Raw genomic sequence first — 24,923 nt, forward strand, 5'->3', positions numbered from 1 at the left:
TCTCTGGAAAGGTGGCTGCCACAAGACACGAAGACTCAAGAAGCCGGCCGGTAGACACTGACGTTGGCCAGGCCGCGGATGCCGGGGTCGACGACACCGTGGTTGTAGAACAGCCCGCCGTCACCCGCGACGCCGATGAACGGCCTGCCGCCCTCGACCACGACCACGTCGCCGCTGTGCACCCCGCCCGGCACGTCGCCGAACCCCCGCGCGGTGCCCGCGTACACCTCGATGACGCCGATCCTGGCCTGGTTGTCGGCGTTGCCGCCGAGCCAGTCGTTGAAGTCGGTCACCCCGTGGAACCTGGCCGCGGCCACGGGATATTCGCCGAGCTGCCCCAGACCCGCGTCCCCCAGGTAGCGCAGCACGTTCCCGACCGAGTCCGGCTCGCCCGCCGCGCCCGCGCTGTCCTTGATCGCCGCCGTGGCCAGCTCGGAGGCCTGGTGCGGGGTTCCCCAGATCTTCGCCATCAGGCCACCGCCGCCGTTGCCCGAGTACGCGCCCGCCACGGCACGGTCGGCGGCGTCGTACTCGTCGGCGCTGCGCCGGACGAGATCGTTGACCTGCTGCAGCAGGGTGAGCAGCTTGCGCAGCGCGGTGACCTGGTAGCTCTGCATCGACGCGTTGGCCGAGGCCACGGCGCCGCCCATGGCCGCGAAGGACAGTGGCGCGATGATGGTGCGTTCGAGGTCGGAGACCACGTTGACGCCCTGCAGGATGATGCCGCCGACGTTCCCGACGGTGGACCGCATCTCCTCCGGCTCCGCCCGGTACTCCATGACCCCTCCTTTCCACCCATCGCCACTCGATACGCCAGCGTAGGTTCGGCCCGCGCGCGGAGCGGACGGCAAAAGTACCCACCGCACCGCGTGAAGAAGTGGCCAAAATGATCGGCAGACAGCCCCGACCACCAAGGATCGCCACTGATGTCCCAGCGTTTGCCGATGCTCGGCGAGCAGCCAGCCGAGATCGTCCTGCAGTCACCGCCGATGATCCCCAAGGGCGGGTCCGGCGGAATGCTGCAGCTGCTCATGTTCCTGCCGATGATGCTGGGCATGGGCGCGATGTCGTTCGTCTACATCGGACGCGACGGCGGGGCGATGACCTGGATCTTCGGCGGCCTGTTCGTCGTGGTGATGGGCGGCATGGTGGTGATGTCGCTGGGCAGGGGCGGCGCGGCGAAGAAGGCGGCGGTCAACGAGGAACGCCGTGACTACCAGCGTTATCTGGCCGGTCTCCGTGGCCAGGTCCGGGAAATCGCCGACGACCAGCGCGCCGAGATGATCTCGCTGCAGCCGGATCCGGCGGACCTGTGGGCCTACGTGGAGTCGGGGAAACTGTGGGATCGGCGCAGATCCGCCCCGCAGTTCGGCCAAATCCGTGTCGGGACGGGGCCACAACGGCTGATTACGCCGTTGCGTGCCCCGCAGACGGTGCCGCTGGAAGACCTGGACCCGGTTTCCTCCACCAGCCTCAAGCACTTCATCCGCACCTACTCCACGGTGAACGACCTGCCGGTTGCCATCTCATTGCGATCCTTCGCGGCCGTATACCTGTCCGGCCGCCGCCCGGACATACTCGGGCTGACCCGTTCGCTGCTGGCGCAACTGGTCACCTTCCACTCCCCGACCGATCTCCGGATCGCACTGTGTGTCGCCGGAAATCGGTCACACGACTGGGAATGGGCGAAGTGGCTGCCCCACGCGACGGCGTCGACGGCAGCCGACGCGGCCGGTCCTCGCAGGCTGGTCGCCGACAATGTCAAGACGCTCGGCGAGCTGCTGGGCAACGATCTCGGCGAGCGCCCCGCGTTCAGCCGGAAAGGACAGAGCCATGACCATCCGCATATCGTGGTCGTCGTCGACGGTGGCCAAACCTACGGAGAACCGCGACTGATCACCGAAGCGGGTCATTTCGGGATCACCGTGCTCGACGTCGGCAGCGAGCAGCCGCGCGCGTCGTCGACCGAGCAGATCCTGTGCCTGCACACGGGTCCCGGGCAGCTCGGCATGGTCGTCGGCGAGGGCAACGACGTCAAGCTGGGCTTCCTGGGCAAGCCGGACGCGCTCGACCGCGGCTCGGCCGAGGCGCTGGCCCGCATGCTCACCCCGCTGTACCAGGGCACGGCCGTGGTCAGCGAGACGCCGATGTCGGCGACGTTCGGGCTCGCCGCGCTGCTCGGCATCGGCGACCCCCGCGACACCGACACCGCCGTGACCTGGGCGCCGCGCGCGCCGCGTGACCGGCTGCGCATCCCGCTCGGCGTGAACCCCGAGGGCCGCCCGGTCGAGCTGGACCTCAAGGAGTCGGCCGAAGGCGGTATGGGCCCGCACGGCCTCGTCATCGGCGCGACCGGGTCGGGCAAGAGCGAGCTGTTGCGCACGCTCGTGGTCGGCCTGGCTGTCACACACTCGTCAGAAAAGCTGAACCTGGCGCTGATCGACTTCAAGGGTGGCGCGACCTTCGCCGGGATGACCGGGCTGCCGCACACCTGCGCGGTCATCACCAACCTGTCCGACGACCTCTCGCTGGTCGACCGGATGGCCGACGCGATCAACGGCGAGGTGTTGCGGCGTCAGGAACTCCTGCACGCGGCGGGCAACTACGCCTCGGTGCGCGACTACGAGAAGGCACGCGAGAGCGGCGTCAACCTCAAGCCGCTGCCGTCGCTGCTGGTGATCATCGACGAGTTCTCGGAGCTGCTTTCCTCACGCCCCGAATTCATCGACCTGTTCGTCACCATCGGACGGCTCGGGCGCTCGCTCGGCATCCACCTGCTGCTCGCCTCGCAGCGGCTCGAAGAGGGCAGGCTGCGCGGCCTCGACTCGCACCTGTCCTATCGGATCGGCCTGCGCACGTTCTCCGCGCAGGAAAGCCGCGCGGTGCTCGGTGTCGCGGACGCGTACCAGCTGCCGTCGGTGCCGGGTTCGGCGTACCTGAAGGTCGACACGGACACGCTGATCCGGCTCAAGGCCGCCTACGTCTCCGGTGACCTGCCACCGCGCAACCTGGTCGCGGCCGCGGCGGCCAAGAACTCGAACGTGCTGCCGTTCACCCTGGCGCCGGTCGAGCTGCCGGTCGAGATTCCGGCGATGATCGCCGCCGAAGAGTCCACAGTGTCCACTTCGGACGGTCCGACCGAGACGATCATGAGCGCGATGGTCTCGCGGCTGGAGGGCCAAGGCCCCGAGGCACACCAGATCTGGCTGCCGCCGCTGCAGGAACCGCCCACTTTGGACCAGCTGCTGCCGCCGCTGGGCATCGACCCCGAGCGTGGCCTGTGCCCGCTCGGCTGGGGCGGCAACGGCAGGCTGACGGTCCCGGTCGCGCTGGTGGACAAGCCGTTCGAGCAGCGCCGCGACATGCTGTGGGCCGACTTCTCGACGGCGGGCGGGCACGCGCTGATCGTCGGCGCGCCGCAGAGCGGCAAGTCGATCCTGATGCGGACGATCGCCGGGATGCTCGCGCTGACGCACACCCCGCGCGAGGTGCAGCTGTTCATCCTGGACATGGGCGGCGGCGCGCTGGCCCCGCTTTCGGGGCTGCCGCACACTTCCGGCTACGCGACCCGCCGTGACGCGCAGCGCTGCCGGCGCGTCGTCGCCGAGCTGACGACGCTGCTGGAACAGCGTGAGGAGTTCTTCGCCGCGCACGGCATCGAGTCGATCGCGACCTTCCGCCAGCGGCGCGCGGAGTTCACCGAAAGCCGGGACGACCGCGAATTCGGCGACGTGTTCCTGTTCGTGGACAACTGGACGACCATCCGGCAGGAATACGAGAAGCTGGAGGAGCAGATCACCGCGCTCGCCCAGCGCGGCCTCGGGTTCGGCATCCACGTGATCATCTCGCTGAACCAGTGGATGGGCATCCGCGCGCCGTTGCGCGACGCCATCGGCACCCGGTTCGAGCTGCGTCTCGGTGACCCGGCCGACTCGATCATCGACCGCAAGACCGCGCAGAACGTGCCCGCCGACGCGCCGGGCCGCGGGCTCACCGCGGACAAGCTGCACTTCCTCGGCGCGCTCCCCCGCGTCGACTCCGACCAGCGCCCGGCCACGATCGGCGACGGCGGCGTCGACCTCGTCGAGCGGCTTTCGCTGGCGTGGCAAGGACCCCGCGCGCCCCAGGTGCGCCTGCTGCCCGCCGAGATCCCGCTGGACTCGCTGCCGCCGGCGCCCGGCAAGCAGGTGCTGCTCGGTATCGCGGAGTCGAACCTCGGGCCGGTCGCGCTCGATTTCGGGTCCGATCCGCACTTCCTGGCGTTCGGCGACGTCGAGTCCGGCAAGAGCTCGCTGCTGCGCGCGCTCGCGCAGGGCATCATGCGCGCCTACAGCCCGGACGAGGCCGCGATCGTGGTCGCCGACTACCGGCGCGGGCTGCTCGACGCGGTCACCGGACGGCATTTGCTCGGCTACGCGGGTTCGGAAACCGTGCTGACCGGGTTGATCAAGGAATGCGAACAGGCAATGCGTTCGCGACTTCCCGGCCCCGACGTCACCGCCGATCAATTGCGCAACCGTTCGTGGTGGAAAGGCCCGGAACTGTTCATCCTGGTGGACGATTACGAGCTCGTCGCGCAGGTCGGCCGTAACCCGCTGTTGCCTTTGCTGGAGTTCTTGCCGCAGGCACGCGACATCGGACTGCACATAATCCTGGCCAGAGGCGCGGGTGGCGCCGGCCGCGCGTTGTTCGAACCGGTGCTCCAGCGCATCCGCGAACTGGGCTCACCCGGCCTGGTCATGGCGGGTTCCAAGGACGAAGGTGTGCTGCTCGGCGACGTGAAACCGGGTCCGCAGCCGCCGGGTCGCGGCACGCTCGTCAGCCGCCGCCACGGCACCGGCCTGATCCAGATCGCGTGGACGAAACCCGCCGATTCGTGAGGGCGTTCACCTGAGCGGCCCACGACTTTCGGCGCTTACCGGACTTCGAGACGGGGATTAACGTTCAATCGCTGCTTCAAGTTGAGCGCATTCCCTTACTTCCGGAGAAGGGTACATTCATGCGGATTTCGAAATTGATCGGCACCGTCGCGTCCGTGGCCGCCGCGATGACCGTCGCGGGCGCAGGCGTGGCACAGGCGCAGACCGACATCATCGGCGGCGGGACGGTCAGTTCGGCGCCGTGGGGCGCGCAGGTCTACTGGGCGGGCAGCTTCTCCTGCTCCGGCACCAGCATCGCGCCGACCTGGGTGCTCACCGCGAAGCACTGCGTGAGCTCCGGCGCGATGAGCGTCAAGGTCGGCAACGTGAACCTCGGCCAGGGCATCAACGCCACGGTCGCGCAGAAGTACACCTCTCCCAACGGTGACATCGCGCTGCTGCGCCTGGCCACCGCGGCGGGCTCTTCGCACGTCACGCTGTCGACGGCCATCCCGGCGACCGGTGCGACGAACCAGATCTACGGCTGGGGCCGCACCCAGGGCAACAACCCGCCGTCGCCGATCCTGAAGACCGCCAACGTGCGCGTCACCGGCACCAGCACCGACGCGTACGGCGGCCCGGCGATCGCCAGCCAGGGCATCAACGGCGCCGCCTGGCACGGTGACTCCGGCGGCCCCGAGATGCAGAACGGCCAGCAGGTCGGCGTCTGCTCGACCGGCTCCAACTCCGGCAGCAACCCGCAGGGCACCCAGAACTACGCCCGCGTCGCCGCCAGCCGCGCCTGGATCAAGACCACCTCAGGCGTGTAAAGACCGGTGATTTAGCGGGCTTTATCCCCGGGGATAAAGCCCGCTAAACTCCGCTACTCGCAGCTGATCTTCGGGGTCGTGACGAACACCCCGGTCACCTTGCCGCCCTCGGTCAGGAACCGGTAGACGAACCCGTCCTTCTCCGGGATCGGCGCCGAGAACTCGCCGTTCTTTTCAGTCACCCGCGCGCCGTATGCCTTCTTCAATTCGTCCACAGTGGACCCTTGCGCGACGCCTTCCGGCGTCTTGGCGCCGGCGGGCGCGGCCAGCGTCACCAGCCCGGACTTGCCGATCGAGACCCCGCCGGAAACGCCCATCGCCTTGTCCCGGATTTCCCGCTGTTCCGCCCTGGGCACCGCGGCCATCGCGGAATCGGCGGCGGCCTGGGCGACAGCCGCTGATTCGGCGGCCGAATGCCCGTTCTTCGCGGCCGCCTCCTCCAGGTCCTTCTCGGCCGCGGCCTGAGCCGCCATCCGAGCCGGGTCGGGTGCGGGCCCGCCGGTGAGCGAATAGTCGGCGCAGCCGTCCAACCGCGACGTCGGCTCCTTCGCCAGCTCACCGGTCGCGAGCGCGGCCTCGGCCGTCATACCCAGTGTGAGCTTGCCGTAGGCCGTCGGCCCGAACACCTTCGGCGCTTCCGGCGTCGAAGAACAACCGGCGACCAGCAGTACGGCGGCAGCACCCAGCCACATTTTCCCCATGAATCCCCCTTTGTCATGATCACTTTAGATCATGCAAAACGGGTGTCTTCCGAATATCCCGCGCCGGGGTGACGGCGAGCACTCCCCACGTGGCCGCCGCCACGCCGAGCACCAGCCCGGCGCCCGCGGCCATGGTCCAGAAGTCCGGCCGCACGATCGACTGGCCGCGCAGCGCCTGCCACGTCACGAGCGCCACCAGCCCGAAGTAGCCGACGGTCGCCGTCCGCATGAGACGCCGCCGCACCAGCTCGTCCCGCAGCACCGGGAACCGCGCGGCCAGCATCAGCAGCAGCGCCGCGAGCAACGGCAGCAGCTGCAACGCGTGCATGCCGACGAAGTGCGGGATCCGCAGATCCCCGCCGGTCGTGCTCCAGCCGATCAGCGGCAGCCCCGGTCCGCCGTCCGGCACGCCGACGCTGTGCCCGCCGACCACCGGCGGCTTGCCACCGGCCTGCCAGACCGCCTCCTGCTCCGGCTTCGGCCCGAACATCAGCATGCCGAGCATCAGCCCGGTCAGCGCGACCGCGAGGCCGCCACGCACGGCCGAGGCCTGCGCCTTGTCCGGCAGCTTCTGGAACAGCAGCAGCACGCCCAGCACCAGCGTCGCGCCCCACGCGGTGAACGCCGCGTTCGCCAGCCAGCCGTTGATCGTGCGGTCCAGCTCGCCCGCCACGTTGAAGTGCAGCTGCCTGCCGCGGAACGCGATCTGCCACACCAGCAGCACCATGTCGGCCGCCAGCGCCACCGCGACCGCGGTGCCCGCCCACCAGCCCGCGCGACGCCATTTCGGGAGCAGAGTGATCATCCACGAGAGCGTCACGGTGTACAGCGCGATGGAAATCGAGAATTTCCACGGCTTGGCCCAAAGGGACGCGTTCACCAGCGTCCTGTCATCGACGATCAGCCCGACCGTCGCGACCGCGAAAAGTACCGTCATGGCCCCCGCCATGATCACCAGCGGGCGATGCGAAAGCACGGCCCGCGTAAGCCCGGATCCCCTGTCTGACATGCGAAAAGCCTGACCGAGCCCGGCCGGGCGGGCACGCCCGTGGTCCCCCGTACCGGCGGTGGGGTTTCCCCTACCCCCGCGCACGTGGGTAATAGTGCCGTCACCGCTCCCGGCAGTTGTGCCGTTTGACCATGACCGCGCCTTTTCTAGCGTGACATTCACAACGAGCGCTCAACTGCGCTTTCCATCGACTGAGAGGAGGTGGCCCGTCGATGAGTAGTCCGGGATTCCAGGCGGATGCGGCTGCCATGACGCGCGCGGTCCAGGGTTTCGAGGAGACCGCGTCGAGCGCCAAGACGACGATGGCCAGCTTGGAGTCCGAGCTGACCGAGACGCTGCGCAACTACAAGGGTGACCAGGCCGTCGCGTTCTGGGACCTGCAGCGCCGGTTGCAGGAGAAGATGGCCGCCGCCGTCCGCGAGCTCGACACCATGTCCAGCCTGGTGAACCAGAGCTTCCACAACTACGGCTCGGGTGACGCCGACGTGTCCTCGCAGCTGCGCAACGTGGCCGCCACCGCCTCCGACGCGGGCGGTTCCGTGCTCGGCCGCCTGTCGGGCGCGAACTAGCTCAGAGAGGACTCCACAGTCATGGCCGATGTCGTAGAAATCAACTTCGCCGCGCTGCAGCACAGCTCGGCTTCGCTGGCCGCCAAGGCCAAGGCGCTCACCACCCAGCTCGAGCAGCTGCAGAGCAACCTGCAGCCGCTGAAGGCCAGCTGGTACGCGTCCGGCAGCTCCGCCGGTACCGCGGCCGAGGGCTCGGAGACCCGGCTTCGCCAGGCCACCGCCGACATCATCGCGATCATCGCGCAGTTCGGCGGCAAGGTCAGCGAGGCGCACGACCTGCAGGCTTCGCTCGAGAACCGGAACCAGGGCTACTTCGCCTGATTTTCCGTCCATAGACGTCGTTTGGCCGGTGTGAGACGCCCCCCGCTCACGCCGGCCAACCGGCTTTTGTCCGTGGTCGTGTTTCTTGAATTTCGTTCGATGAGAGTCGAGATCCAGGTGGCTCCTGGCGGTGCCGTGGGGTCACCCTCGTACCGGGTTGTACTCGGGTGATCCCACGGTGCCGCCAGGAGCCACCTGGGCGCGGCTATCGCGAACGAAACTCAAGAAACACGACCCAATTCGGAGGAACGGGTCGAAGATGCACGACCAGTCGTACTACGTTCATCTTGAATCGTTGAACGACTTCGTCCGTGAGCTGGAGAACCAGATCCACGCCATGGCGAAGCCGAACGACTTCCTGCTGACACTGGGCGACCATCCCCTGCTGTTCGGCGAATTCGGCGAGGCGGGCTCGCTCGCCGACGCGCACAAGGCCGCCGTGCTCGAGATGCAAGGCCTGCTCGATCAGGTCAAGGGCGCGATCGGGTTCGCCACCGACGTCACCACGACCGTCGCGGACGGCTACGAACAGGCCGACCAGTCCGTCGCCGGTGATCTGCACACCTCCGGCCACGACGGCGTCGTCACCCAGGTGACCGGCGCGGTCACGAACGTGGTCGGCGGCACGGTCAACGCCGTGACCGGGGTGGTCGGCGGCGTCGTCGGCGGTCTGCTCGGCGGCGGCACCAGTTCAGGGGGAACGCACGGATGACCAAGGGAAACACGGCACACACCAACTTCGCGGCGTACACCCACCAGCAGCTCTACGCCATGCTTCAGGCCGGTGACCCGCACACCGCGCGGGCCGCGGCCGAGAAGTGGAAGTCGACGGCCATCGGGCTCTACGAGTCGGGCGACAGCCTGTGCCGCGAGCTCGACGACTTCGACGACAACTGGTCGGGCGGCGCCGCCGACAAGTACAAGACGATGATCACCGACCTGGTCGGCGGCATCAAGAAGGTCGGCCAGACGGCCGCCGCGATGGAGCACCTGCTCGAGGACGCCGCCGACGCGCTCGTCAAGGCGAAGGCCGAGATGCCGCCACCGGTCAACGTCCCCGACGTCCCGCCGGCGCAGGTCGCGCTGGCGACCACGCCGGTGATGCTGCCGCCGAACGCGCCGCCGGAGACGGTGTCCGCCATCGCGCAGCAGCGTCAGCAGGCGATCGCGGTCGTCGAGGCGCAGCAGGCGGCGGCGAGCGCGGCCAGCGCGGCGCACAGCAAGGCCATCCTGGTGATGACCGGCCTGGCGGGCGAGTACACCTCGGCGGAGGACTCGATCCCGGCGTCCCCGAACGCGGCCACGCCGCCGTCCGGTGTCGTCGGCGGTGGCACGTCCACCGGCACGTCCGGCCCGATCGGCAACGGCATGCCCGGCATCGCGCCGGTCGGCACGGTCGTCGACCCCGGCCAGCCGCACATCCTGCCGGGCGAGGGCACGAACCTGGTGCCGCCGGGCACCACGCCGAAGAGCAACCCGCTCTTCGGTGACATGTTCACCGCGGGACTGGCCGCCGCCTCGGCGGCGGCTTTCGGCCGCTTCGGCTCCATCATGCCGAAGGTCCCCGGCTGGGCGACCGGCAAGAATCCGGACGACGACAAGGATTCCGAGGGCACCAAGCTCGGTCAGGGTGACTCCATGGCCTCGGGGCTTGGCGGCGGCGAAGCGCCGAACATGGGCGGCATGGGCGCGTTCGGTGGCGGCGGGGGCAGCATCGACACCGGTTCGCTCGGTGGCGCGGCGACGGGCGCGATGCCCGCCGCGCACTCCGGACTCTCCGGCGCACCCGACGTCGGGAACACGCTGGGCTCCATCGCAGGCGGTGCCGCGGGAGGGGCGGCAGCGGCGGCGGGCAAGGGCATGATGCCGATGATGCCCATGATGCCGATGACCGGAGCCGGGAACGACATGGGCTCCGGGCGTCGTATTCCGCCGTGGCTGGTGGAAACCGAGGACGTGTGGGGCCAGTCCGCGCCCATCGCGCCGTCGGTGATCGGTGAGGACACAGAGGGGCGTTAGTCCTTTGAGGACAGTATCGAGGGAGGTGGCCCGGTGACCGTTCGGTCGCCGGGCCGTTTTCGCCGGAAAGGCGAGGGGACAAGAATGATCATCATCGAGAAGACGGAACTCGACCGGCTGGCCGCCGACCTGTGCAAGGTCATCGACGGCATGGCGGGCGCGTTCGGCCCAGGCGCGACGCAGACGGTGAATGGGGACATCGACTGCGACCCCAACCAGCCGGGCAAACTGCTCAGCTGGCAATACGGAGTGCACTTGGATTCGCCGGCAGAGCCGGACAAACGGCTGACCAACGTGGTCGTCCCGTCACTGCAGCGCGCGGGCTGGCAGGTGAAGGACCGCAGCACGGCCCGCGAGCTCGTCGCCCAGTTCAGCAGGGACGGCGCCCACCTCACCGTCCACGTCGCCCGCCGGGGCGGCGACGTCGCCATCATGGGTTCCACCCGCTGCGTCGCGGCCTTCTGACGTTTCCGGGCACGCGTACCCCGATGGACGACACGCCGCCGACCCCAGCGGCCGCGTGTCGTCCTTCCAGGTACGCGTGCCCCGGACGCCTCGTGAGAGCCCGAAAGCCACTTTCGCCAGGTCTCATCTGACGAAAGTGGCTTTCGGGCTTTCACCAGGTCTAGGTCAGGCTTTGAAACGGCCGGGTCGCCAGCCGCGCTTGCGTCCACTTCGGACGGCCGCGACCGCGATGCCCGCCACCACCGCCGCGCCGACTCCCGAGACCGCGAGGACGCCGGAGAAGGTGTCCGACTCGGGACGGCCGGCCGCCTTCGCCGGGATGATCGAGCCCGTTGAACCCGCGGCTTTCCCTTGCGCGCCAGGGGGAAGCGCGTCCACCGGGATCTGGGCTGAGACGGCGGCATAGGCGTCGAGCATGCCCCAGCCGCGCTTGAGGTCCTGTGCGCCGCTGGCCGGACGGTTGGCCGTGAGCAGCAGTCGCGTGACGACCTGATCCGGCGTCAACGTCGGGTGGTACGCCCGCACGAGCGCGGCGGCACCGGCCACGTACGCGGCGGCCAGGCTCGGGTCGCTGATCGGATAGCGGTGCGCCAGCTGACCGTTCGCGTCGGCCGACGTGCTCACCAAATCGGCGCCCGGCGCGGAAATCCTGATGTAGTCACCGGATTCCTGCTGGACGGGCTCGCCGGCCTGGTTGACCGAGCCGACCGCGAGCACACCGGGTGTGGCCGCCGGGTACGACCGCGCGCCCTGCTGGGTCGCGCCCGCAGGCGCGATCACGACCGAGCCGCGTTCCTTCGCGCCTGCCACGGCCGCCGTCAGCGCCGGGTTGTCCACCGGCGACGGGACCGCGATCAGGATGACCCCGGCCTTGGCCTGCGCCGCGGTGTCGATGGCCGCGGCGAGGTTCGCCGGATCCGCCTTGACCGGCAACAGTTTCACGCCGGGCGCGATACCGGTGAACGTGGTCGCCGAGCTCTTCTGCGCGCCGACGATTCCGGCCGCGACAGTGCCCCGGCCGTCGCAGTCCGAGTCGGCGTTGCCGATGATCTGCTCGGGCCCGAACTGGCCGTTGTCCCCGTCGAGACCGGGCGCGAGCACCGCGACCGTCTGCCCGGTTCCCGTGGTCAGCGGCCAGATCTTGGCCGGGTCGACCAGTTTCTGGCCCCACGGGACGCCGCCGGCGTAGCGCCCGCTGGGATTGGCGCACTGGGCGTTCTGCTGCGCGTGCGCGAGCGGCGTGAGGGTGGTGAGCGCGGCGCAAATCCCGGTCACCGCGAGGATCCGCTTCACCGCGGCACCCACAGTGTGACGCGCGTGCCGCGGCCAGGCCAGGACTCGATGTGGCACCGGCCGCCGACTTCGGCGAGCCTGGCCCGCATGGAATTGCTGACGCCGAAGCCCGCGGGGCGCTTGCCCTCGTCGTAGCCGACTCCGTGATCGCGCGTGATCACCGCGATGCCACCGTCCCTCTCCTCCATGCGCACCACGACCGATCCGGTGCCCGCGTGCTTTATCGTATTGCGTAAAGCTTCCCGTACGGCATCCCGAACCGCCACCAATCGCACATCCGACAATATGTCGTCGGGGATGTCGGCCACCACCAGCTGCGCGCGCAACCCGTCGCGCGCCATTTCCGTGGCCAGCCCCGCCAATTCGGCGCCCAGCCCGGCCGGCGAGCCGTCCACGTCGTCCGCAAGCCCGCGCCGCACCTGGTTCGCCTGCGCCCGCGCAGCGTTGCGCAACGCTCGCAATTGCTTACGCGGGTCGGTCTCGTCCTCGGGCGACTCCATGGCCATGACTTCCAGTGACTGCAGCACGGTGTCGTGCAATGTCCGGTCCCCGCGCGCGCGTTCGGCGGTCCGCCCCTGCCGGATCCCGATCGCCAGCGCCAGCCGCGTCCCCAGGCCGACGAGCACCAGCACACCCATCGCGGTCGCGACGGCGGCGAGCAGCATGCCCGTCCCGCCGATGGCACCGGCGAAGTCGACGCCCATCAGATACTGCAAGGGAATCCCGAACGCGGTGAGCACGAGCCCCGACGGCACCCCGCGCGCGACCGTCCACAACGCGACGGTGCCGGTGAAGTACACCCACGGCACCCAGGTCCCGCTCCCGTTCGTCAGCCCGACCACGAGGTTCGCGCTCAGGGCGAACCCGACATCCGACCACAACAGCACCCGCCGGATCGTGCCGCGCCGATCGGGCACTTTGAGCACCCACACGGTCGCGCCGAGACTGCCGCCGAACCCCAGGACGGCGACCAGGCACGCGGTCCACACGGCCCCGAACCCGTGCGCGACCACGAGCCACACGGCCGTCACCGGCAGCAGCACGATCCGATAGGCCAAGGGGAGCAGCACGGCGTACGTCGTCGCACGCGCCATCAGCGAGTTCCGCGGCGCGACGGCATCGGTCGCGGCGAGCGCCCGTATCCGTTGCGCCCCGGGCACCATGGCCGGATCGTCGATCTCGGCAGGCAGTTCACGCGGAGTGGCCGCGAGCACCGGCGCGCCCTTCCTCAGCAGGGCAGGCAGAAAGGCGGTACGTCGCTCCCCGACCGACGCCATCCCAAGCCCCTTCTCGCCAGGGTGGTACTTCTAGCAAGAAGATCCCGGTTGGACAACCACCAACCAGGTACCCAACCCCACCCCTCGTCGCCCCAATGCGTCTTTCGGCACCTCCCAAAAGCCCGAAAGCCACTTCCGCCAGGTCCTGAAGCCCGAAAGCCACTTCCGTCAGATGGCATCTGACGAAAGTGGCTTTCGGGCTTTTTTGGCTAGCGGAGGTCCATGCCGAGGTCCAGGGCGGCGGCCGAGTGGGTCAGGGAGCCGACCGACAGGTAGTCGACGCCGGTTTCCGCGTAGGCGCGGGCGTTCGCCAGCTTCAGGCCGCCCGACGATTCGAGGCGGGTCTTCGGGGAGACCTCATCGCGTCGCGCCACCGCGCGGGCACAGTCCTCGGGGGTGAAGTTGTCCAAGAGCACCTCGTCGGCGCCCGCGGCGAGCGCTTCGTCGAGCTGGACGAGCGTGTCGACCTCGATCTCGCACGCCAGTGTCGGGGCGTGGCGGCGGGCCGCCTCCAGCGCGGCCGTGACCGAACCGGCCGCGACGACGTGGTTGTCCTTGATCAGGACCGCGTCGCCGAGGCCGAGGCGGTGGTTGACGCCGCCGCCGCACCGGACCGCGTACTTTTGCAGCAGCCGCAGGCCGGGCAGTGTCTTGCGCGAGTCGCGGATCGCGCAGCCGGTGCCGTCGACCGCGGACACCCAGGCCGCCGTCGTCGTCGCGATGCCGGACAGGTGGCAGAGCAGGTTCAGCGCGGTCCGCTCGGCGGTCAGCAGGCCGCGAACCGGCCCGCGCACCACCAAGGCGGGCTCGCCGGCGACGAGCACCTCCGCGTCGTCGCGGCGGCCGAGCACTTCGTAGCGGTCGCCGAGCACGGCGTCGAACACCGCCAGCGCGACCGGGAGGCCGGCCACCACGCCGGTCACGCGCGGGGTGAGTTCGGCGACCGCCACGGCGTCGGCGGCCACGGTGGACTCCGTGGTCGCGTCGGGGCCGTAGCGCAGGTCTTCGCCGAGCGCGGTCTCCACCACACGGCGGACGTCTTCGACGTCGAGGCCAGCGTGGATCAGTTCCGCCTTTGCCAGGCTGGAGAATTCGTGGATCATGCCGCTCCTTCCGTCAATACCGGATCCGCGAGCACCGGCTGGCCCGACGGGCTGAGCCGGATGAGCTGGCTGCGCGGCCAGCCGTAGTCGTCCCGCTCGGGGAAGTCCGTGCGCACATGGCAGCCACGCGACTCCGTACGCCGGGCGGCCGCCGTGACCAATGCTTGCGCGACCAGTGTCAGCGCGGCGTCTTCGACCGCGCGGTGTGTCCACAGCAGACTGTCCACTGTCGACAAATCGAGAACAGAGCCGATCACCGCGAGCCCGTCGGCGTCACGGCCTATCGCGCCGTACCGGCTCATCACCCGTTGCAGTGAGTCGCGGTCGGCGATCGGCGCGAGCACGGTCTCCGGCAGCCTGCCGTGCTTCGGGTCGGGCAGCAGCCCGGCCGCGAGGTCGGCGGCGACCGCGTGCGCCACGCGCTCACCGACGACGAGACCTTCGAGCAAACTGTTGGACGCCAAGCGGTTCGCGCCGTGCAAACCGGTCCTGGCGACCTCGCCTGCCGCGTACAGCCCGCGCACGCTGGTGCGTCCGTCCACTGTGGCCACCACGCCACCGCACGCGAAATGCGCGGCGGGGGTGACCGGGATCGGCTCGCGCGTCGGGTCGAAACCGGCGGCCATCGACGCGGCGTACACCGTCGGGAACCGGGCGGCGAACCCGGAAACCCCAGTGGCGTCGAGGAAAACGTGATCGTCGATGCCACCGGGCGCGAGCGCCATCCGGCGGGTGATGGCCGCCGAGACGACATCGCGCGGCGCCAGGTCACCGAGCGGGTGCACGCCCTGCATGACCGACGCGCCCGCGCCGTCGAGCAGGGTGGCGCCCTCGCCGCGCACGGCTTCGGTGACCAGCGGGCAGCGTCCGCGCGCGCCCGGCGTGAACAGCACCGTCGGATGGAACTGCACGAACTCGAGGTCGGCCGCGAGCGCGCCCGCGCGCAACGCGAGCGCGAGCCCGTCGCCGGTGGCGATCTCGGGGTTCGACGTCGCCTGGTACAGCTGGCCGATACCGCCACTCGCCAGCAGCACCGCCGCCGCACGGACCACGCCGGGCGTGCCCGCGCGGTCGAGCACGGTCACCCCGGCGACCTCGCCGAACGGCGTGCGCAGCGCGTCGACGGCGATGTGCCCTTCGAGCACGGGCACCCGCCGGCCACCGGCCTGCGCGACCAGCGTCCGTTCGACTTCGGCGCCCGTGGCGTCGCCGCCCGCGTGGATCACGCGGAACGCGCTGTGCCCGCCTTCGCGGGTACGCGCCAGCCCCGGCCTCGACGCCGCGGGGTCGAAAGTGGCGCCGGAAGCGCGAAGCCGGGCCACCGCGGCCGGGCCACCTTCGAGGATTTCCCGGACGGCGTCTTCGTCGCAGAGCCCGCCGCCCGCGGTGAGCGTGTCCTCCGCGTGCCTGGCGACCGAGTCGCCTTCGTCGTGTTCACCTTCGAGCACGACGGCGACCCCGCCTTGCGCCCATCGGGTGTTGCCGTCCTCGACAGCGGCCTTCGTGACGACCAGTACGTGCAGCCCGAGTTCCTGCGCGCGCAACGCGGCGGTGAGCCCGGCGACCCCGCTGCCGATCACCACGAGATCGGCGCGGGCCTCCCACGCGGGACGGGTTTTCGCCTGATGGTCACTAACCGCGTCCATCATTCACCGCCGCCGGGCTTGCCGATCTCGATCATGCGCTGCACCGAAGCCTTCGCGCGGGCGGCGGTTTCCAGGTCGACATGGACCTCGTCGGCGCCCTCGCGCAGCGACCGCAGCAGCGCCGCAGGCGTGATCATCTTCATGTACCGGCACGAGGCCCGCTCGTTCACCGCGCGGAAGTCGATCTCCGGCGCGGCCTTGCGCAGCTGGTGGATCATCCCGATCTCGGTGGCGACCAGCACGGTCGACGCCTTGGTGTCGCGCGCCGCGGTCACCATGTCCCCTGTGGACAGGATCTTGACCCGCTCCGGCGCCACCGTGCCCTCACCGGCGAGGTAGAGCGCCGAGGTCGCGCAGCCGCATTCGGGGTGGATGAACAGGTCGGCGTCGGGGTTCGCGGCGGCCCGCTCGGCCAGCTCGGGACCGTTGATCCCGGCGTGCACGTGGCACTCGCCCGCCCAGATGTGGATGTTGTCGCGACCGGTCTCGCGCTTGACGTGCGCGCCGAGGAACTGGTCCGGACAGAAGAGAACTTCCTGGTCAGCGGGGATCGAGCGGACCACGTCGACCGCGTTCGACGAGGTGCAGCAGATGTCGGTCTCGGCCTTGACCTCGGCGGTCGTGTTCACATAGGACACCACGACGGCACCGGGGTGCTGCGCCTTCCACTCGCGCAGCTGCGCGCCGGTGATCGAATCCGCGAGCGAGCAGCCCGCCCGCGCGTCCGGGATCAGCACGGTCTTGTGCGGCGCGAGGATCTTCGCGGTCTCGGCCATGAAGTGGACCCCGCAGAAGACCACAGTGGACGCGTCGGTGCTCGCGGCGATCCGGCTCAGCGCCAGCGAGTCGCCGGTGTGGTCGGCGATGTCCTGGATCTCCGGGATCTGGTAGTTGTGCGCCAGCAGCACGGCGTCGTGCTTGCGCGCGAGCGCGCGAACCTCCTCGGCCCAAGCGGCGTTCGCCTCGACGCCGCCGTAGGGCGTGAGCCCCTCTGGCGTCTCCAGCGTGATCGTTCCGGTCATGTGACCCTCCCTGGACCACTCACCGGTTTTCGCCTTATAATCGAAAACCGTGCGAAGTCATATTAACAGCAGCGCCCCCCTGGCACACGAGGTCTTGGGGGCAGTACTTCAAGTGCGATCGGACACACTGCGGGTGCTGCTGTGGCGTCGCGCCCTCGATCCGCACCTCGGCCGCTGGTCGCTGCCGGGCGGACGGCTGCGGCCCGACGAAGACGTCGAAACCTCGGTCCGGCGGCAGCTGGCGGAGAAGGTCGACGTCCGTCAGCTCAAACACGTAGAGCAACTGGCGGTGTTCAGCTCACCTGATCGAGTGCCCGGCCCGCGGGTGGTCGCGACGGCGTTCCTCGCCCTCGTTCCCTCGGACGTCGACCCGGTCATCCCCGAAGACACGCAGTGGCACGACGTCGCCTCGCTCCCCCGCACCGCCTTCGACCACGAGTCGATCGTGCTGCGCGCTCGCGACCGGCTGCGCTCGAAGTTGTGCTACACAAACCTCGGTTTCGCGCTCGCTCCTGAAGAATTCAGCGTCTCCGCCCTGCGCGGGCTGTACTCGGCCGCGCTCGGCTACCGCGTCTCCGCCACGAATCTGCAGCGCGTGCTCGCGCGCCGCGGCCTGCTCGTGCCGACCGGCAACACCGCTCCGCCCGGCCGCAGCGGCGGCAGGCCCGCCGCGCTCTTTTCCTTTGCGGGGGACGGTATGCAGATCACGGACCCGTTCGCGGTCTTCAAGCCACCGCAGCAAGGTTGATCACGCTGCGCGCTTGGCGGGTTCCCCGTACCGTGTGAGTCGTGGCGAATCCGGTGGGTGGACGAGAGACGACGACTTTGCCGTTGTTCCCACTGCAAACCGTGCTGTTGCCGGGCGTGCATCTGCCCTTGCACATCTTCGAGCCCCGGTACCGGCAGCTGACGGTCGATCTGGTCAACGGCACCGTGCCGAGCCAGGAATTCGGCGTCATCGCCATCAAGGCCGCGCTGGTGCGCGAAATCGAGTCGGTGGACCACCTGCACGCGGTGGGCTGCACCGCCCAGCTGCGCGAGGCGAAACGCCTCCCCGACGGCCGCTTCGACGTGGTCACCACCGGCAGGCGCCGGTTTCGCCTGCTGAACGTCGACGCGACCTCGGCCCCGTACCTCGTCGGCACGGTCGAGTGGCTCCCCGACGAGCCACTGCCGGCAGGCAGCACGGACGTGGCCGAGCGCCTGTCCACCGTCGCGCGCGCGGCCCACCAGCGCTATTGCGACTCGGCTTGGGAGAGCGACGACTGGCACGTCCCGCCGCCGGAGACCTCGGTGCAGGACCTCGCGTACCTGCTCGCCGCCGACTGCCTGCTCCCGCTGGCCGACCGCCAGCGCCTGCTCGAGGAGACCCAGCCGCTGCGGCGTCTGCGCCTGCTCTGCCGCCTCCTGACCCGCGAGGCGGGCTTCCTGTCGACCCTGCGCGCGGTGCCTGCCCCGATGTCGGAGTTCGCCGACCTCACGGCCCCGTCGACCCTGAACTGACCCCTAGGGGAACCCTGGGTACATCCCGAAAGCCGCATTGGGGCCCTGCCAGGTCCCGAAAGCGTCTTTCGGTCCGTGCCAGGTCCCCAATGCGGCTTTCGGTCCCTTCCAGGTCCCCAATGCGGCTTTCGGCACCTGGCAGCACGCCAATGCGTCCTTCGGTCCCTACCACGGACCGAAGGACGCATTGGGATTTTTTTCGGGCCTAGGAGGAGGCCGGGGGCTGCTCGGCCGAGCCGCCGTTCCCGTTCCCGCCGTTGTTGCCGAACTTGCTCCACACCTTGTTCGCCGCGCCGGAGACGGCCTCGCCGACGTCGCTGAACACCTTGGTCAGCGGGTCCGTCGACTCGCTCCACGAGTCCTTGTACGACTTGGCCGCCGACTTGATGTCGTCGCTCCAGGTCGAGGTCGGGGTGTCGTCGTCGCGGCGGGGGTAGTCGCCGGCGAGGATCGCCCGGTACTCCTCCGACGCGGCCCACTTCTGCAGCTGGGCCGCGCGGACGACGGCGAGCGGGTGTGACATGCCCTCGACGTAGCGCAGCTTGAGGTAGGAGTCGCGGATGTCGTCGACCGACGCGTACTCCTGCGCCTGCTGCAGGAACGCGGGGATGTCGACCTGCGCGGGGTCGATGCCGCCCGCGACCAGGATCTGCGCGCGGAGCACGGCGGCCGGGTCCTGGCTGCAGAGCAGGCCCGCGCGGTCGCAGGACAGCTCGGCCTTGCGGAACCATTCGCGCAGCGCCGCGATGATCGCGCGCATGCCGAGCGCGCTGACCGGCGTCCACGACATCGACATCTGCAGGCTGATCAGCCGGATCAGGATGGTCCGGTACACCGCGTGCCCGGAGAGCACGTGGCCCATCTCGTGCCCGATGACGAAGCGCAGCGACTCGGTGTCCATCACCTCGAGCGCGCCGGTGGTGATCACGATGAACGGCTCGTCCATGCCGATCGCCATCGCGTTGACGGCGGGGTTGCGCTCGACGAAGACGTTGGGCACCGGCGAGATGTCCAGCGTCTCGGCGCATTCGTGGCGCAGTCTGTCCAGCTCCGGGTACTGCGTCGGGCCCACCCGGATCGCCGACGCGAGTGCCATCAGGCGCTCGCCTCGCTCGCTGTAGAACCCCGAGATCGTCTTGACCACCTGGGCGAAGCCGGGGACCGCGCGCAGTGTGGCGAGCGCGCCCCTGTCGACCGGGTGTTCGTAGGCACGCGGGCTGATCCCCGGGAAACGCACGGTATTGGACCGTGAAACTTCAATGTCTTCTGGCACTGAGGAGCCCCCTTCGGCTTTCAACCCAGGTTAGGCGAAAACGGCAAAGCGGGTATCAGGGTTTTACCCTAAACGTCGCCCTAGATCATCCAGGCCATTCCAGGCCGCGCAAATCCCGTAGACGACGACCGCCGCGGTCGGCGCCGCGATGATCACCCACCACGTGTCGAGTGTCGGCGCCGCGACGATCACGTCGCCGACCGAGGGCGGCTTCGCGATGTCGTACTTGCCCAGGAACATGCCCTTCGACAGCACGCCGACGGCCGAAGCGCCGAGTGCGCCGAGTGCGGCGGCCACCAGCATCACCGGGCCGCGGCGCTCGCGCATCAGCCAGGCGACGGCCGCGATGAGCACGCCGGCGCCGATCGAAAGGAAACCGAAGATCGCGAGCGAGTCGAACCGGTGCCAGCTTTCCAGATCGAGCGGGGCGAGCCCGCCTTCGTAAACCCGGAAACGCTGCGTCGGTGCCAGCAGCGACCAGAGATAGACCAACGGGAACGCCAGCAGCGTCGACGTGCCCGCGAGACTGATCGCGGGCAGGATGTCGGCCTTGACCCGGACCTTGGGCCGCTCCAGCGGTATCCGGTAGACCGGCGGCACCGACCACGGGTCGTCGAGCCGCGAAGACCGGTGCGCACCAACGGACGATTCGGCCACGCCCGGCCTCCTTCCACTCGGCTTACCCACCGAGAGTAACCGGTCCGGCGTGAAGTTCAGCTACTGGCCAGCTCGCCGTGTCGGCTGCACCTGGCGGTCCAGCCGACCGGCGTTATCTGCACGACCATGCGCCGCGCGCACTGCGCGCAGAACCGGGGCGGCTCCAGCGCGTTGCGCGGGGTCGAGCAGCCGGAGTGCGGCGGCCCGGTTTGTCCACAGTGGACACAGAAGGGCTCAGAGGACGTCACTGATCGCCTTCACCGGCATGTTCAGCTCCTCCAGCATCTCCAGGTCCTGGTCGGCGGAACGGCCGAGGTTGGTCAGGTAGTTGCCGACGATGATCGCGTTGATGCCGCCGAGCATGCCCTGCTTGGTGCCGAGGTCGCCGAAGGTGAGCTCACGGCCGCCCGAGAACCGGATGAGCGGGCGAGGCATGGCGAGCCGGAACGCGGCGACCGTGCGCAGCGCGTCCTTGCCCTCGACCACCTCGTAGTTCTCGTACGGCGTGCCCGGCTGCGGGATGAGGAAGTTCATCGTGCACTCGTCGGGGTTGAGCTCGGCCAGCTGCGACGCGAACTCGGCGCGCTGCTCGACGGACTCGCCCATGCCGATGATGCCGCCGCAGCAGACCTCCATGCCCGCCTCGCGGATCATCCGCAGCGTCTCCCAGCGCTCGTCCCACGTGTGCGTGGTGACGACGTTCGCGAAGTGCGACTTGGCCGTCTCCAGGTTGTGGTTGTAGCGGTGCACGCCCATCTCGACGAGCTCGTCGACCTGCTCCTGGGTGAGCATGCCGAGCGAGCAGGCGATCTGGATGTCGTTGCCGTCCTCGCGGATGGCCTTGATGCCCTCGCGGACCTGCCCGAGCAGCCGCTTGTCCGGGCCGCGCACGGCCGCGACGATGCAGAACTCGGTCGCGCCGGTGTCCCTGGTCTGCCGCGCGGCCTTGACCAGGCCGGGGATGTCCAGCCACGCCGAGCGCACCGGGGTCGGGAACCGGCCGGACTGCGAGCAGAAGTGGCAGTCCTCCGGGCAGCCGCCGGTCTTGAGGCTGATGATGCCTTCGACCTCGACCTCGGGACCGCACCAGCGCATCCGGACCTCGTGCGCGAGCTCCAGCAGGTCGGTCAGCTGGTCGTCGCCGAGCCGCAGCACTTCGAGGATCTGCTCCTGCGAGAGGCCGACGCCGCGTTCGAGCACCTGCTCACGCGCGACGTCGAGGACGGTCTTCTCAGGGGCTGAAGTCACAGAGCTCTCCTAGTCGAACGGCGGTGGCCGGTCCTCGCTTTACAGTCAGCATGGTGCACGACGATCCCGTGTGGAACCAGCGACGCAAGTCACTTCTGGGCGGACGCGCTCCCGGCGAAACACTCCGGATCGAACTCCCCGCCGAACCACGGTGACAAGCCATTCCGGGCATAGTCCAGGAACTCGCCTCGCGTCGCCGTGCCCGCGCCTGCCGCCAGCGCGCCGAGCAGCGGCCCGCGTGCGGCGATCGGCAGGTCTTCGAGATTGGACAAAGCGGCCAGATCGGGCTCGGACGGCCAGGAGCCGATGATGACCCCGGCCAGGTTCAGCCCGCGTTTCGTGGCGACCTCGGCGGTGAGCGCGGTGGCGTTGAGCGTGCCGAGCCCGGCCCCGGCGACCATCACGACCACCGCGCCGAGCGACCACGCGACGTCCGCGAGCGTGCTGCCGTAGGAGTCGAACCGGACCAGCAGGCCGCCCGCGCCTTCGATGAGCACCAGGTCGTGGGTCTCGTCGAGCTCGCTGGCGGCCTTGCTGATCTCCGCGGGCCCGACCGGCTCGATCCCGCTGCGCCGCGCGGCCGCCTCGGGCGACAGCGGGTCGGGGAAGCGGACCAGTTCCCTGGTGGTGACCGGACCGGCCAGTCTCAGCACGTCGTCGACGTCGCCGGGCTCGCCGGGCCGCAGCCCGGTCTGCGCGGGCTTCAGCACCGCGACCTTCTGCCCGGCCTCGACGGCCAGCGCCGCCACGGCAGCCGTGGCCACGGTCTTGCCGACTCCGGTTCCGGTTCCGGTCATCACCAGCATGCTCACGTCCGGGGAACCTATCAGTCTCGGCTTCAGGCCGTCGTGGTGACGGCTTGGGCGGGCACGAACGCCTCGGCGTCGCGGTCGAACAGGAACACCTGCGCGGCGCCGACGTCGAAGTACATCCCGGTCAGGTGCAGTTCGCCGCGTGCCTCGGCCTCGGCGACCACCGGATGCGCGCGCAGATGCGCCAGCTGCTGGACCACGTTGTGCAGCGCGAGCTGATCGCCCTCGGTGTCCGGGCGCCGCCCGTCGAGCAGGAGCGGCCCGTGCGTGGCGCGGCGGCGCAGGCTCGCCGAGCCGTGGCGCAGCCAGCTGCCGAGCGAGCCGCCCGGCGCGCCGCCGAGCAGCGCCTTCATCGCGCCGCAGCTGGAATGCCCGCAGACGACGATCTCGCGCACGTGCAGCACGCCGACGCCGTATTCGATGGCCGCGCCGACCGAGTCGCTGCCCTCGGTGGGCACCAGGTTCCCGATGTTGCGCACGGTGAACAGGTCGCCGGGACCGCTCGTGGTGATCAGGTTCGGCACGATCCGCGAGTCGCCGCAGGTCAGGAACAGGGTGTGCGGATGCTGGCCGTGCGCGAGCCTGCCGAACTCGTCACGCAGCACCGGCGCCGCGCGGCGCTGGAACTCCGCGGCGCCGCGGCACAGCGCCTTGGTCGAGTGCGGGCCGGTGCGCTGCTCCGGCAGCCCGTGGTCGGCCTGCCATTCGGACCACGGCGCGAGCCAGCGCGGCACGGCCTTGCCGACCAGGCTGCCACGCACGATCGGTGTGCCGGAGCGGCCGCGTTCGAACCACGGATGCCCGATCTCGTCGACGGTCACCACCCCGTTCCGCGCGGCCTGCCAGCTGAACAGGCAGTCGAACGCGGCGTGGTCGAGGTAGTCCACCAGCAGGTCGAGCGTGACCGGCGCGTCCGGCGGGATGGTCGCGAGCATCTTCGTCAGGCGTGGCACGGAAAGGAACGTCAGCGCGCCTTCGATCACCACGCGCCACTGCTCGCCGTCGCGTTCGACGTGCACGCCGGACCAGATCGTCCGCCGCAGCATCAGCGCCAGCGACAGCGCGACGCCGAGCGCGACCCCGGTCAGCAGGTTGACGCCGACGGCCCCGGCCAGCGTCACCAGGTAGACGGGCAGGTCACCGTGCCGCGCCACCTCGCGGAATTCGGTGGGGTTGACCAGTTTCGCGCCGACGTAGACGAGCAGGCCCGCCAGCGCGGCGAGCGGGATGTCGCGCAGCAGGCCGGCGAGTGGCAGCACGAACAGCAGGATCCAGCCGCTGTGCAGCAGCGCGGACATGCGCGTGCGGGCGCCTGCTTCGACGTTGGTCATGCTGCGCACGACGACGCCCGTCACCGGGAAACCGCCGAGCGAACCGGAAGCGACGTTGGCCATGCCCTGTCCGATGAGTTCGCGGTTAAGGTCGGTGCGAGGACCCGCGCGGCGCTTGTCGATGGCGACGGCGGACAGCAGGCTCTCCAGGCTCGCGATGAGCGCGATGGTCAGCGCGGTGAAGGCGGCCGTCAGCAGGCCGCTGGTGGGCAGCTGCGGCATGAAGTGCAGCGAAAGCAGGTCGGCGGGGACGTCGATGCGGCTCACGTTCATCTTCGCGGTGCTCGCGAGGACCGTGGCGATGGTGATCGCGGCCAGCGGACCGGGCACTCGGCGGATGAAGGCGGGCAGGTGCGGCCAGGCGAGCAGCGTCGCGATGGTGACGACACCGATCAGCACGGCCTCGTCGTGGTGGCCGATGAGCTGGGCGGGCAGCGCGAGCACGTTGTCGATCGTGTTGCCGTGCGCCTTGCCGCCGAGCACGACGTGCAGCTGGTCCAGCACGACGATCACGCCGATGCCGGCGAACAGGCCGTGCACGATGGCGGGTGAGATGGCCAGCGCGGCGCGCGCGATCCTGGCGAGGCCGAAGAGGATCTGCAGCAGCCCGGCGGCGACGGTGATGGCGCAGGTGGCGCGCCAGCCGAAGGTGGTGATGGTCTGGGCGAGCACCACGGTCACGCCCGCGGACGGGCCGCTCACCTGGAGCGCGGAGCCGCCGAAGAGCGAGGCGACGATGCTGCCGACGACGGCGGAGATGAGCCCGGCGACCAGTGGCGCGCCCGCGGCCAGCGCGACCCCGAGCGAGAGCGGGACCGCGACGAGGAAGACGACGATCGAGGCGGGGAGGTCATAGCGGAGATTCGCGAGGATCTTTCGCGAAATCGGGGGACCGGTGTCGTGCTCTTCGTGTGTGTTGTTGATCATGCTCGCAGGATCCCGAAAACCCGGCGAAAAGTCCGCCCTCCCCACCCCTTCGTGTGAC

The 24,923-nt window shown here is 69.8% G+C and carries 23 protein-coding genes; 9 read left to right on the plus strand and 14 right to left on the minus strand.

All coding sequences use genetic code 11. From position 1 onward, the window contains the following. Positions 1-35 precede the first annotated feature (35 nt). The gene (locus tag AB5J62_RS29205) at positions 36-779 is read right to left on the minus strand and encodes a WXG100 family type VII secretion target (RefSeq protein WP_370943160.1); all 744 of its coding nucleotides are present in this window, start codon (positions 777-779) and stop codon (positions 36-38) included. A 147-nt stretch (positions 780-926) separates the two neighbouring features. Here AB5J62_RS29205 and eccCa point away from each other — a divergent pair, with 147 nt between their 5' ends. Both eccCa and AB5J62_RS29215 read left to right on the plus strand, forming a co-directional pair. After that, a complete protein-coding gene (eccCa, locus tag AB5J62_RS29210; protein WP_370943161.1) occupies positions 927-4,880 on the plus strand; it encodes a type VII secretion protein EccCa in 3,954 nt (1,317 codons plus the stop codon). A 119-nt stretch (positions 4,881-4,999) separates the two neighbouring features. Continuing rightward, complete coding sequence (locus AB5J62_RS29215) at positions 5,000-5,689, plus strand: trypsin-like serine protease (protein WP_370943162.1); 690 nt, start codon at positions 5,000-5,002, stop codon at positions 5,687-5,689. A 53-nt stretch (positions 5,690-5,742) separates the two neighbouring features. Here AB5J62_RS29215 and AB5J62_RS29220 read toward each other — a convergent pair whose 3' ends face one another. Together AB5J62_RS29220 and AB5J62_RS29225 are read right to left on the minus strand one after the other, a co-directional pair. Further along, a complete protein-coding gene (locus AB5J62_RS29220; RefSeq protein ID WP_370943163.1) occupies positions 5,743-6,390 on the minus strand; it encodes a hypothetical protein in 648 nt (215 codons plus the stop codon). Positions 6,391-6,409: 19 nt separating this feature from the next. Beyond that, positions 6,410-7,327 carry a hypothetical protein gene (locus AB5J62_RS29225; RefSeq protein ID WP_370943165.1) on the minus strand — a complete coding sequence of 306 codons (918 nt, stop codon included), beginning with the start codon at positions 7,325-7,327 and terminating at the stop codon, positions 6,410-6,412. Between the two features lie 284 nt (positions 7,328-7,611). Here AB5J62_RS29225 and AB5J62_RS29230 point away from each other — a divergent pair, with 284 nt between their 5' ends. From AB5J62_RS29230 to AB5J62_RS29250, 5 genes are all read left to right on the plus strand, one after another. Next, entirely contained in the window at positions 7,612-7,968 is a 357-nt protein-coding gene (locus AB5J62_RS29230) for a WXG100 family type VII secretion target (RefSeq protein ID WP_091296557.1), read from the plus strand. 21 nt (positions 7,969-7,989) lie between these two features. Beyond that, a complete protein-coding gene (locus tag AB5J62_RS29235; RefSeq protein WP_091296560.1) occupies positions 7,990-8,289 on the plus strand; it encodes a hypothetical protein in 300 nt (99 codons plus the stop codon). Between the two features lie 259 nt (positions 8,290-8,548). Beyond that, complete coding sequence (locus tag AB5J62_RS29240; RefSeq protein ID WP_370943166.1) at positions 8,549-9,001, plus strand: hypothetical protein; 453 nt, start codon at positions 8,549-8,551, stop codon at positions 8,999-9,001. Further along, on the plus strand, positions 8,998-10,308 hold the full coding sequence (locus AB5J62_RS29245; protein WP_370943167.1) for a WXG100 family type VII secretion target: 1,311 nt from the start codon (positions 8,998-9,000) through the stop codon (positions 10,306-10,308). Before AB5J62_RS29240 ends, AB5J62_RS29245 begins: the two co-directional genes overlap by 4 nt. 84 nt (positions 10,309-10,392) lie before the next feature. Further along, complete coding sequence (locus tag AB5J62_RS29250; protein ID WP_370943168.1) at positions 10,393-10,773, plus strand: hypothetical protein; 381 nt, start codon at positions 10,393-10,395, stop codon at positions 10,771-10,773. Positions 10,774-10,938: 165 nt separating this feature from the next. Here the strand turns inward: AB5J62_RS29250 and AB5J62_RS29255 are convergent, their stop codons facing one another. The 5 genes from AB5J62_RS29255 to nadA all read right to left on the minus strand — a co-directional run bounded on the left by AB5J62_RS29255 (position 10,939) and on the right by nadA (position 17,114). Further along, entirely contained in the window at positions 10,939-12,066 is a 1,128-nt protein-coding gene (locus tag AB5J62_RS29255; protein ID WP_370943169.1) for a S8 family serine peptidase, read from the minus strand. Then, on the minus strand, positions 12,063-13,343 hold the full coding sequence (locus AB5J62_RS29260) for a sensor histidine kinase (RefSeq protein WP_370943170.1): 1,281 nt from the start codon (positions 13,341-13,343) through the stop codon (positions 12,063-12,065). Before AB5J62_RS29260 ends, AB5J62_RS29255 begins: the two co-directional genes overlap by 4 nt. A gap of 209 nt (positions 13,344-13,552) precedes the next feature. Beyond that, positions 13,553-14,446, minus strand: coding sequence for a carboxylating nicotinate-nucleotide diphosphorylase (gene nadC / locus AB5J62_RS29265; RefSeq protein ID WP_370943171.1), 894 nt, complete (start codon positions 14,444-14,446; stop codon positions 13,553-13,555). Beyond that, positions 14,443-16,095, minus strand: coding sequence for an L-aspartate oxidase (locus AB5J62_RS29270; protein WP_370943172.1), 1,653 nt, complete (start codon positions 16,093-16,095; stop codon positions 14,443-14,445). The genes nadC and AB5J62_RS29270 overlap by 4 nt, the downstream gene beginning before the upstream one ends. After that, a complete protein-coding gene (gene nadA / locus AB5J62_RS29275; protein ID WP_370943173.1) occupies positions 16,092-17,114 on the minus strand; it encodes a quinolinate synthase NadA in 1,023 nt (340 codons plus the stop codon). The genes AB5J62_RS29270 and nadA overlap by 4 nt, the downstream gene beginning before the upstream one ends. A 112-nt stretch (positions 17,115-17,226) precedes the next feature. Here nadA and AB5J62_RS29280 point away from each other — a divergent pair, with 112 nt between their 5' ends. Continuing rightward, entirely contained in the window at positions 17,227-17,862 is a 636-nt protein-coding gene (locus tag AB5J62_RS29280) for an NUDIX domain-containing protein (protein ID WP_370943174.1), read from the plus strand. A 41-nt stretch (positions 17,863-17,903) separates the two neighbouring features. Then, positions 17,904-18,617: an LON peptidase substrate-binding domain-containing protein gene (locus tag AB5J62_RS29285; RefSeq protein ID WP_370943175.1), complete on the plus strand. Its 714-nt coding sequence runs from the start codon at positions 17,904-17,906 to the stop codon at positions 18,615-18,617. Positions 18,618-18,822: 205 nt separating this feature from the next. Here the strand turns inward: AB5J62_RS29285 and AB5J62_RS29290 are convergent, their stop codons facing one another. The 6 genes from AB5J62_RS29290 to AB5J62_RS29315 all read right to left on the minus strand — a co-directional run bounded on the left by AB5J62_RS29290 (position 18,823) and on the right by AB5J62_RS29315 (position 24,865). Next, positions 18,823-19,890, minus strand: coding sequence for a M48 family metallopeptidase (locus AB5J62_RS29290; protein WP_370943176.1), 1,068 nt, complete (start codon positions 19,888-19,890; stop codon positions 18,823-18,825). A 63-nt stretch (positions 19,891-19,953) separates the two neighbouring features. Further along, the gene (locus AB5J62_RS29295) at positions 19,954-20,547 is read right to left on the minus strand and encodes a DUF2567 domain-containing protein (RefSeq protein ID WP_370943177.1); all 594 of its coding nucleotides are present in this window, start codon (positions 20,545-20,547) and stop codon (positions 19,954-19,956) included. 56 nt (positions 20,548-20,603) lie between these two features. Then, positions 20,604-20,795, minus strand: coding sequence for a hypothetical protein (locus AB5J62_RS29300; RefSeq protein WP_370943178.1), 192 nt, complete (start codon positions 20,793-20,795; stop codon positions 20,604-20,606). Then, positions 20,782-21,795 carry a biotin synthase BioB gene (gene bioB, locus AB5J62_RS29305; RefSeq protein ID WP_370943179.1) on the minus strand — a complete coding sequence of 338 codons (1,014 nt, stop codon included), beginning with the start codon at positions 21,793-21,795 and terminating at the stop codon, positions 20,782-20,784. The genes AB5J62_RS29300 and bioB overlap by 14 nt, the downstream gene beginning before the upstream one ends. Before the next feature lie 89 nt (positions 21,796-21,884). Next, positions 21,885-22,601, minus strand: coding sequence for a dethiobiotin synthase (gene bioD / locus AB5J62_RS29310; protein WP_370950372.1), 717 nt, complete (start codon positions 22,599-22,601; stop codon positions 21,885-21,887). A 32-nt stretch (positions 22,602-22,633) separates the two neighbouring features. Then, complete coding sequence (locus tag AB5J62_RS29315; RefSeq protein WP_370943180.1) at positions 22,634-24,865, minus strand: SulP family inorganic anion transporter; 2,232 nt, start codon at positions 24,863-24,865, stop codon at positions 22,634-22,636. Positions 24,866-24,923: the final 58 nt, after the last annotated feature.

It is taken from the genome of Amycolatopsis sp. cg5 (assembly GCF_041346955.1).
In the GTDB taxonomy this organism is placed as follows: Bacteria; Actinomycetota; Actinomycetes; order Mycobacteriales; family Pseudonocardiaceae; genus Amycolatopsis.

Coding starts and splice junctions, on each gene's coding strand:
- AB5J62_RS29205 (WP_370943160.1), bottom strand. CDS start 779: ATGGAGTACCGGGCGGAGCCGGAGGAGATGCGGTCCACCGTCGGGAAC.
- eccCa (WP_370943161.1), top strand. CDS start 927: ATGTCCCAGCGTTTGCCGATGCTCGGCGAGCAGCCAGCCGAGATCGTC.
- AB5J62_RS29215 (WP_370943162.1), top strand. CDS start 5,000: ATGCGGATTTCGAAATTGATCGGCACCGTCGCGTCCGTGGCCGCCGCG.
- AB5J62_RS29220 (WP_370943163.1), bottom strand. CDS start 6,390: ATGGGGAAAATGTGGCTGGGTGCTGCCGCCGTACTGCTGGTCGCCGGT.
- AB5J62_RS29225 (WP_370943165.1), bottom strand. CDS start 7,327: ATGACGGTACTTTTCGCGGTCGCGACGGTCGGGCTGATCGTCGATGAC.
- AB5J62_RS29230 (WP_091296557.1), top strand. CDS start 7,612: ATGAGTAGTCCGGGATTCCAGGCGGATGCGGCTGCCATGACGCGCGCG.
- AB5J62_RS29235 (WP_091296560.1), top strand. CDS start 7,990: ATGGCCGATGTCGTAGAAATCAACTTCGCCGCGCTGCAGCACAGCTCG.
- AB5J62_RS29240 (WP_370943166.1), top strand. CDS start 8,549: ATGCACGACCAGTCGTACTACGTTCATCTTGAATCGTTGAACGACTTC.
- AB5J62_RS29245 (WP_370943167.1), top strand. CDS start 8,998: ATGACCAAGGGAAACACGGCACACACCAACTTCGCGGCGTACACCCAC.
- AB5J62_RS29250 (WP_370943168.1), top strand. CDS start 10,393: ATGATCATCATCGAGAAGACGGAACTCGACCGGCTGGCCGCCGACCTG.
- AB5J62_RS29260 (WP_370943170.1), bottom strand. CDS start 13,343: ATGGCGTCGGTCGGGGAGCGACGTACCGCCTTTCTGCCTGCCCTGCTG.
- nadC (WP_370943171.1), bottom strand. CDS start 14,446: ATGATCCACGAATTCTCCAGCCTGGCAAAGGCGGAACTGATCCACGCT.
- AB5J62_RS29270 (WP_370943172.1), bottom strand. CDS start 16,095: ATGATGGACGCGGTTAGTGACCATCAGGCGAAAACCCGTCCCGCGTGG.
- nadA (WP_370943173.1), bottom strand. CDS start 17,114: ATGACCGGAACGATCACGCTGGAGACGCCAGAGGGGCTCACGCCCTAC.
- bioD (WP_370950372.1), bottom strand. CDS start 22,601: ATGCTGGTGATGACCGGAACCGGAACCGGAGTCGGCAAGACCGTGGCC.
- AB5J62_RS29315 (WP_370943180.1), bottom strand. CDS start 24,865: ATGATCAACAACACACACGAAGAGCACGACACCGGTCCCCCGATTTCG.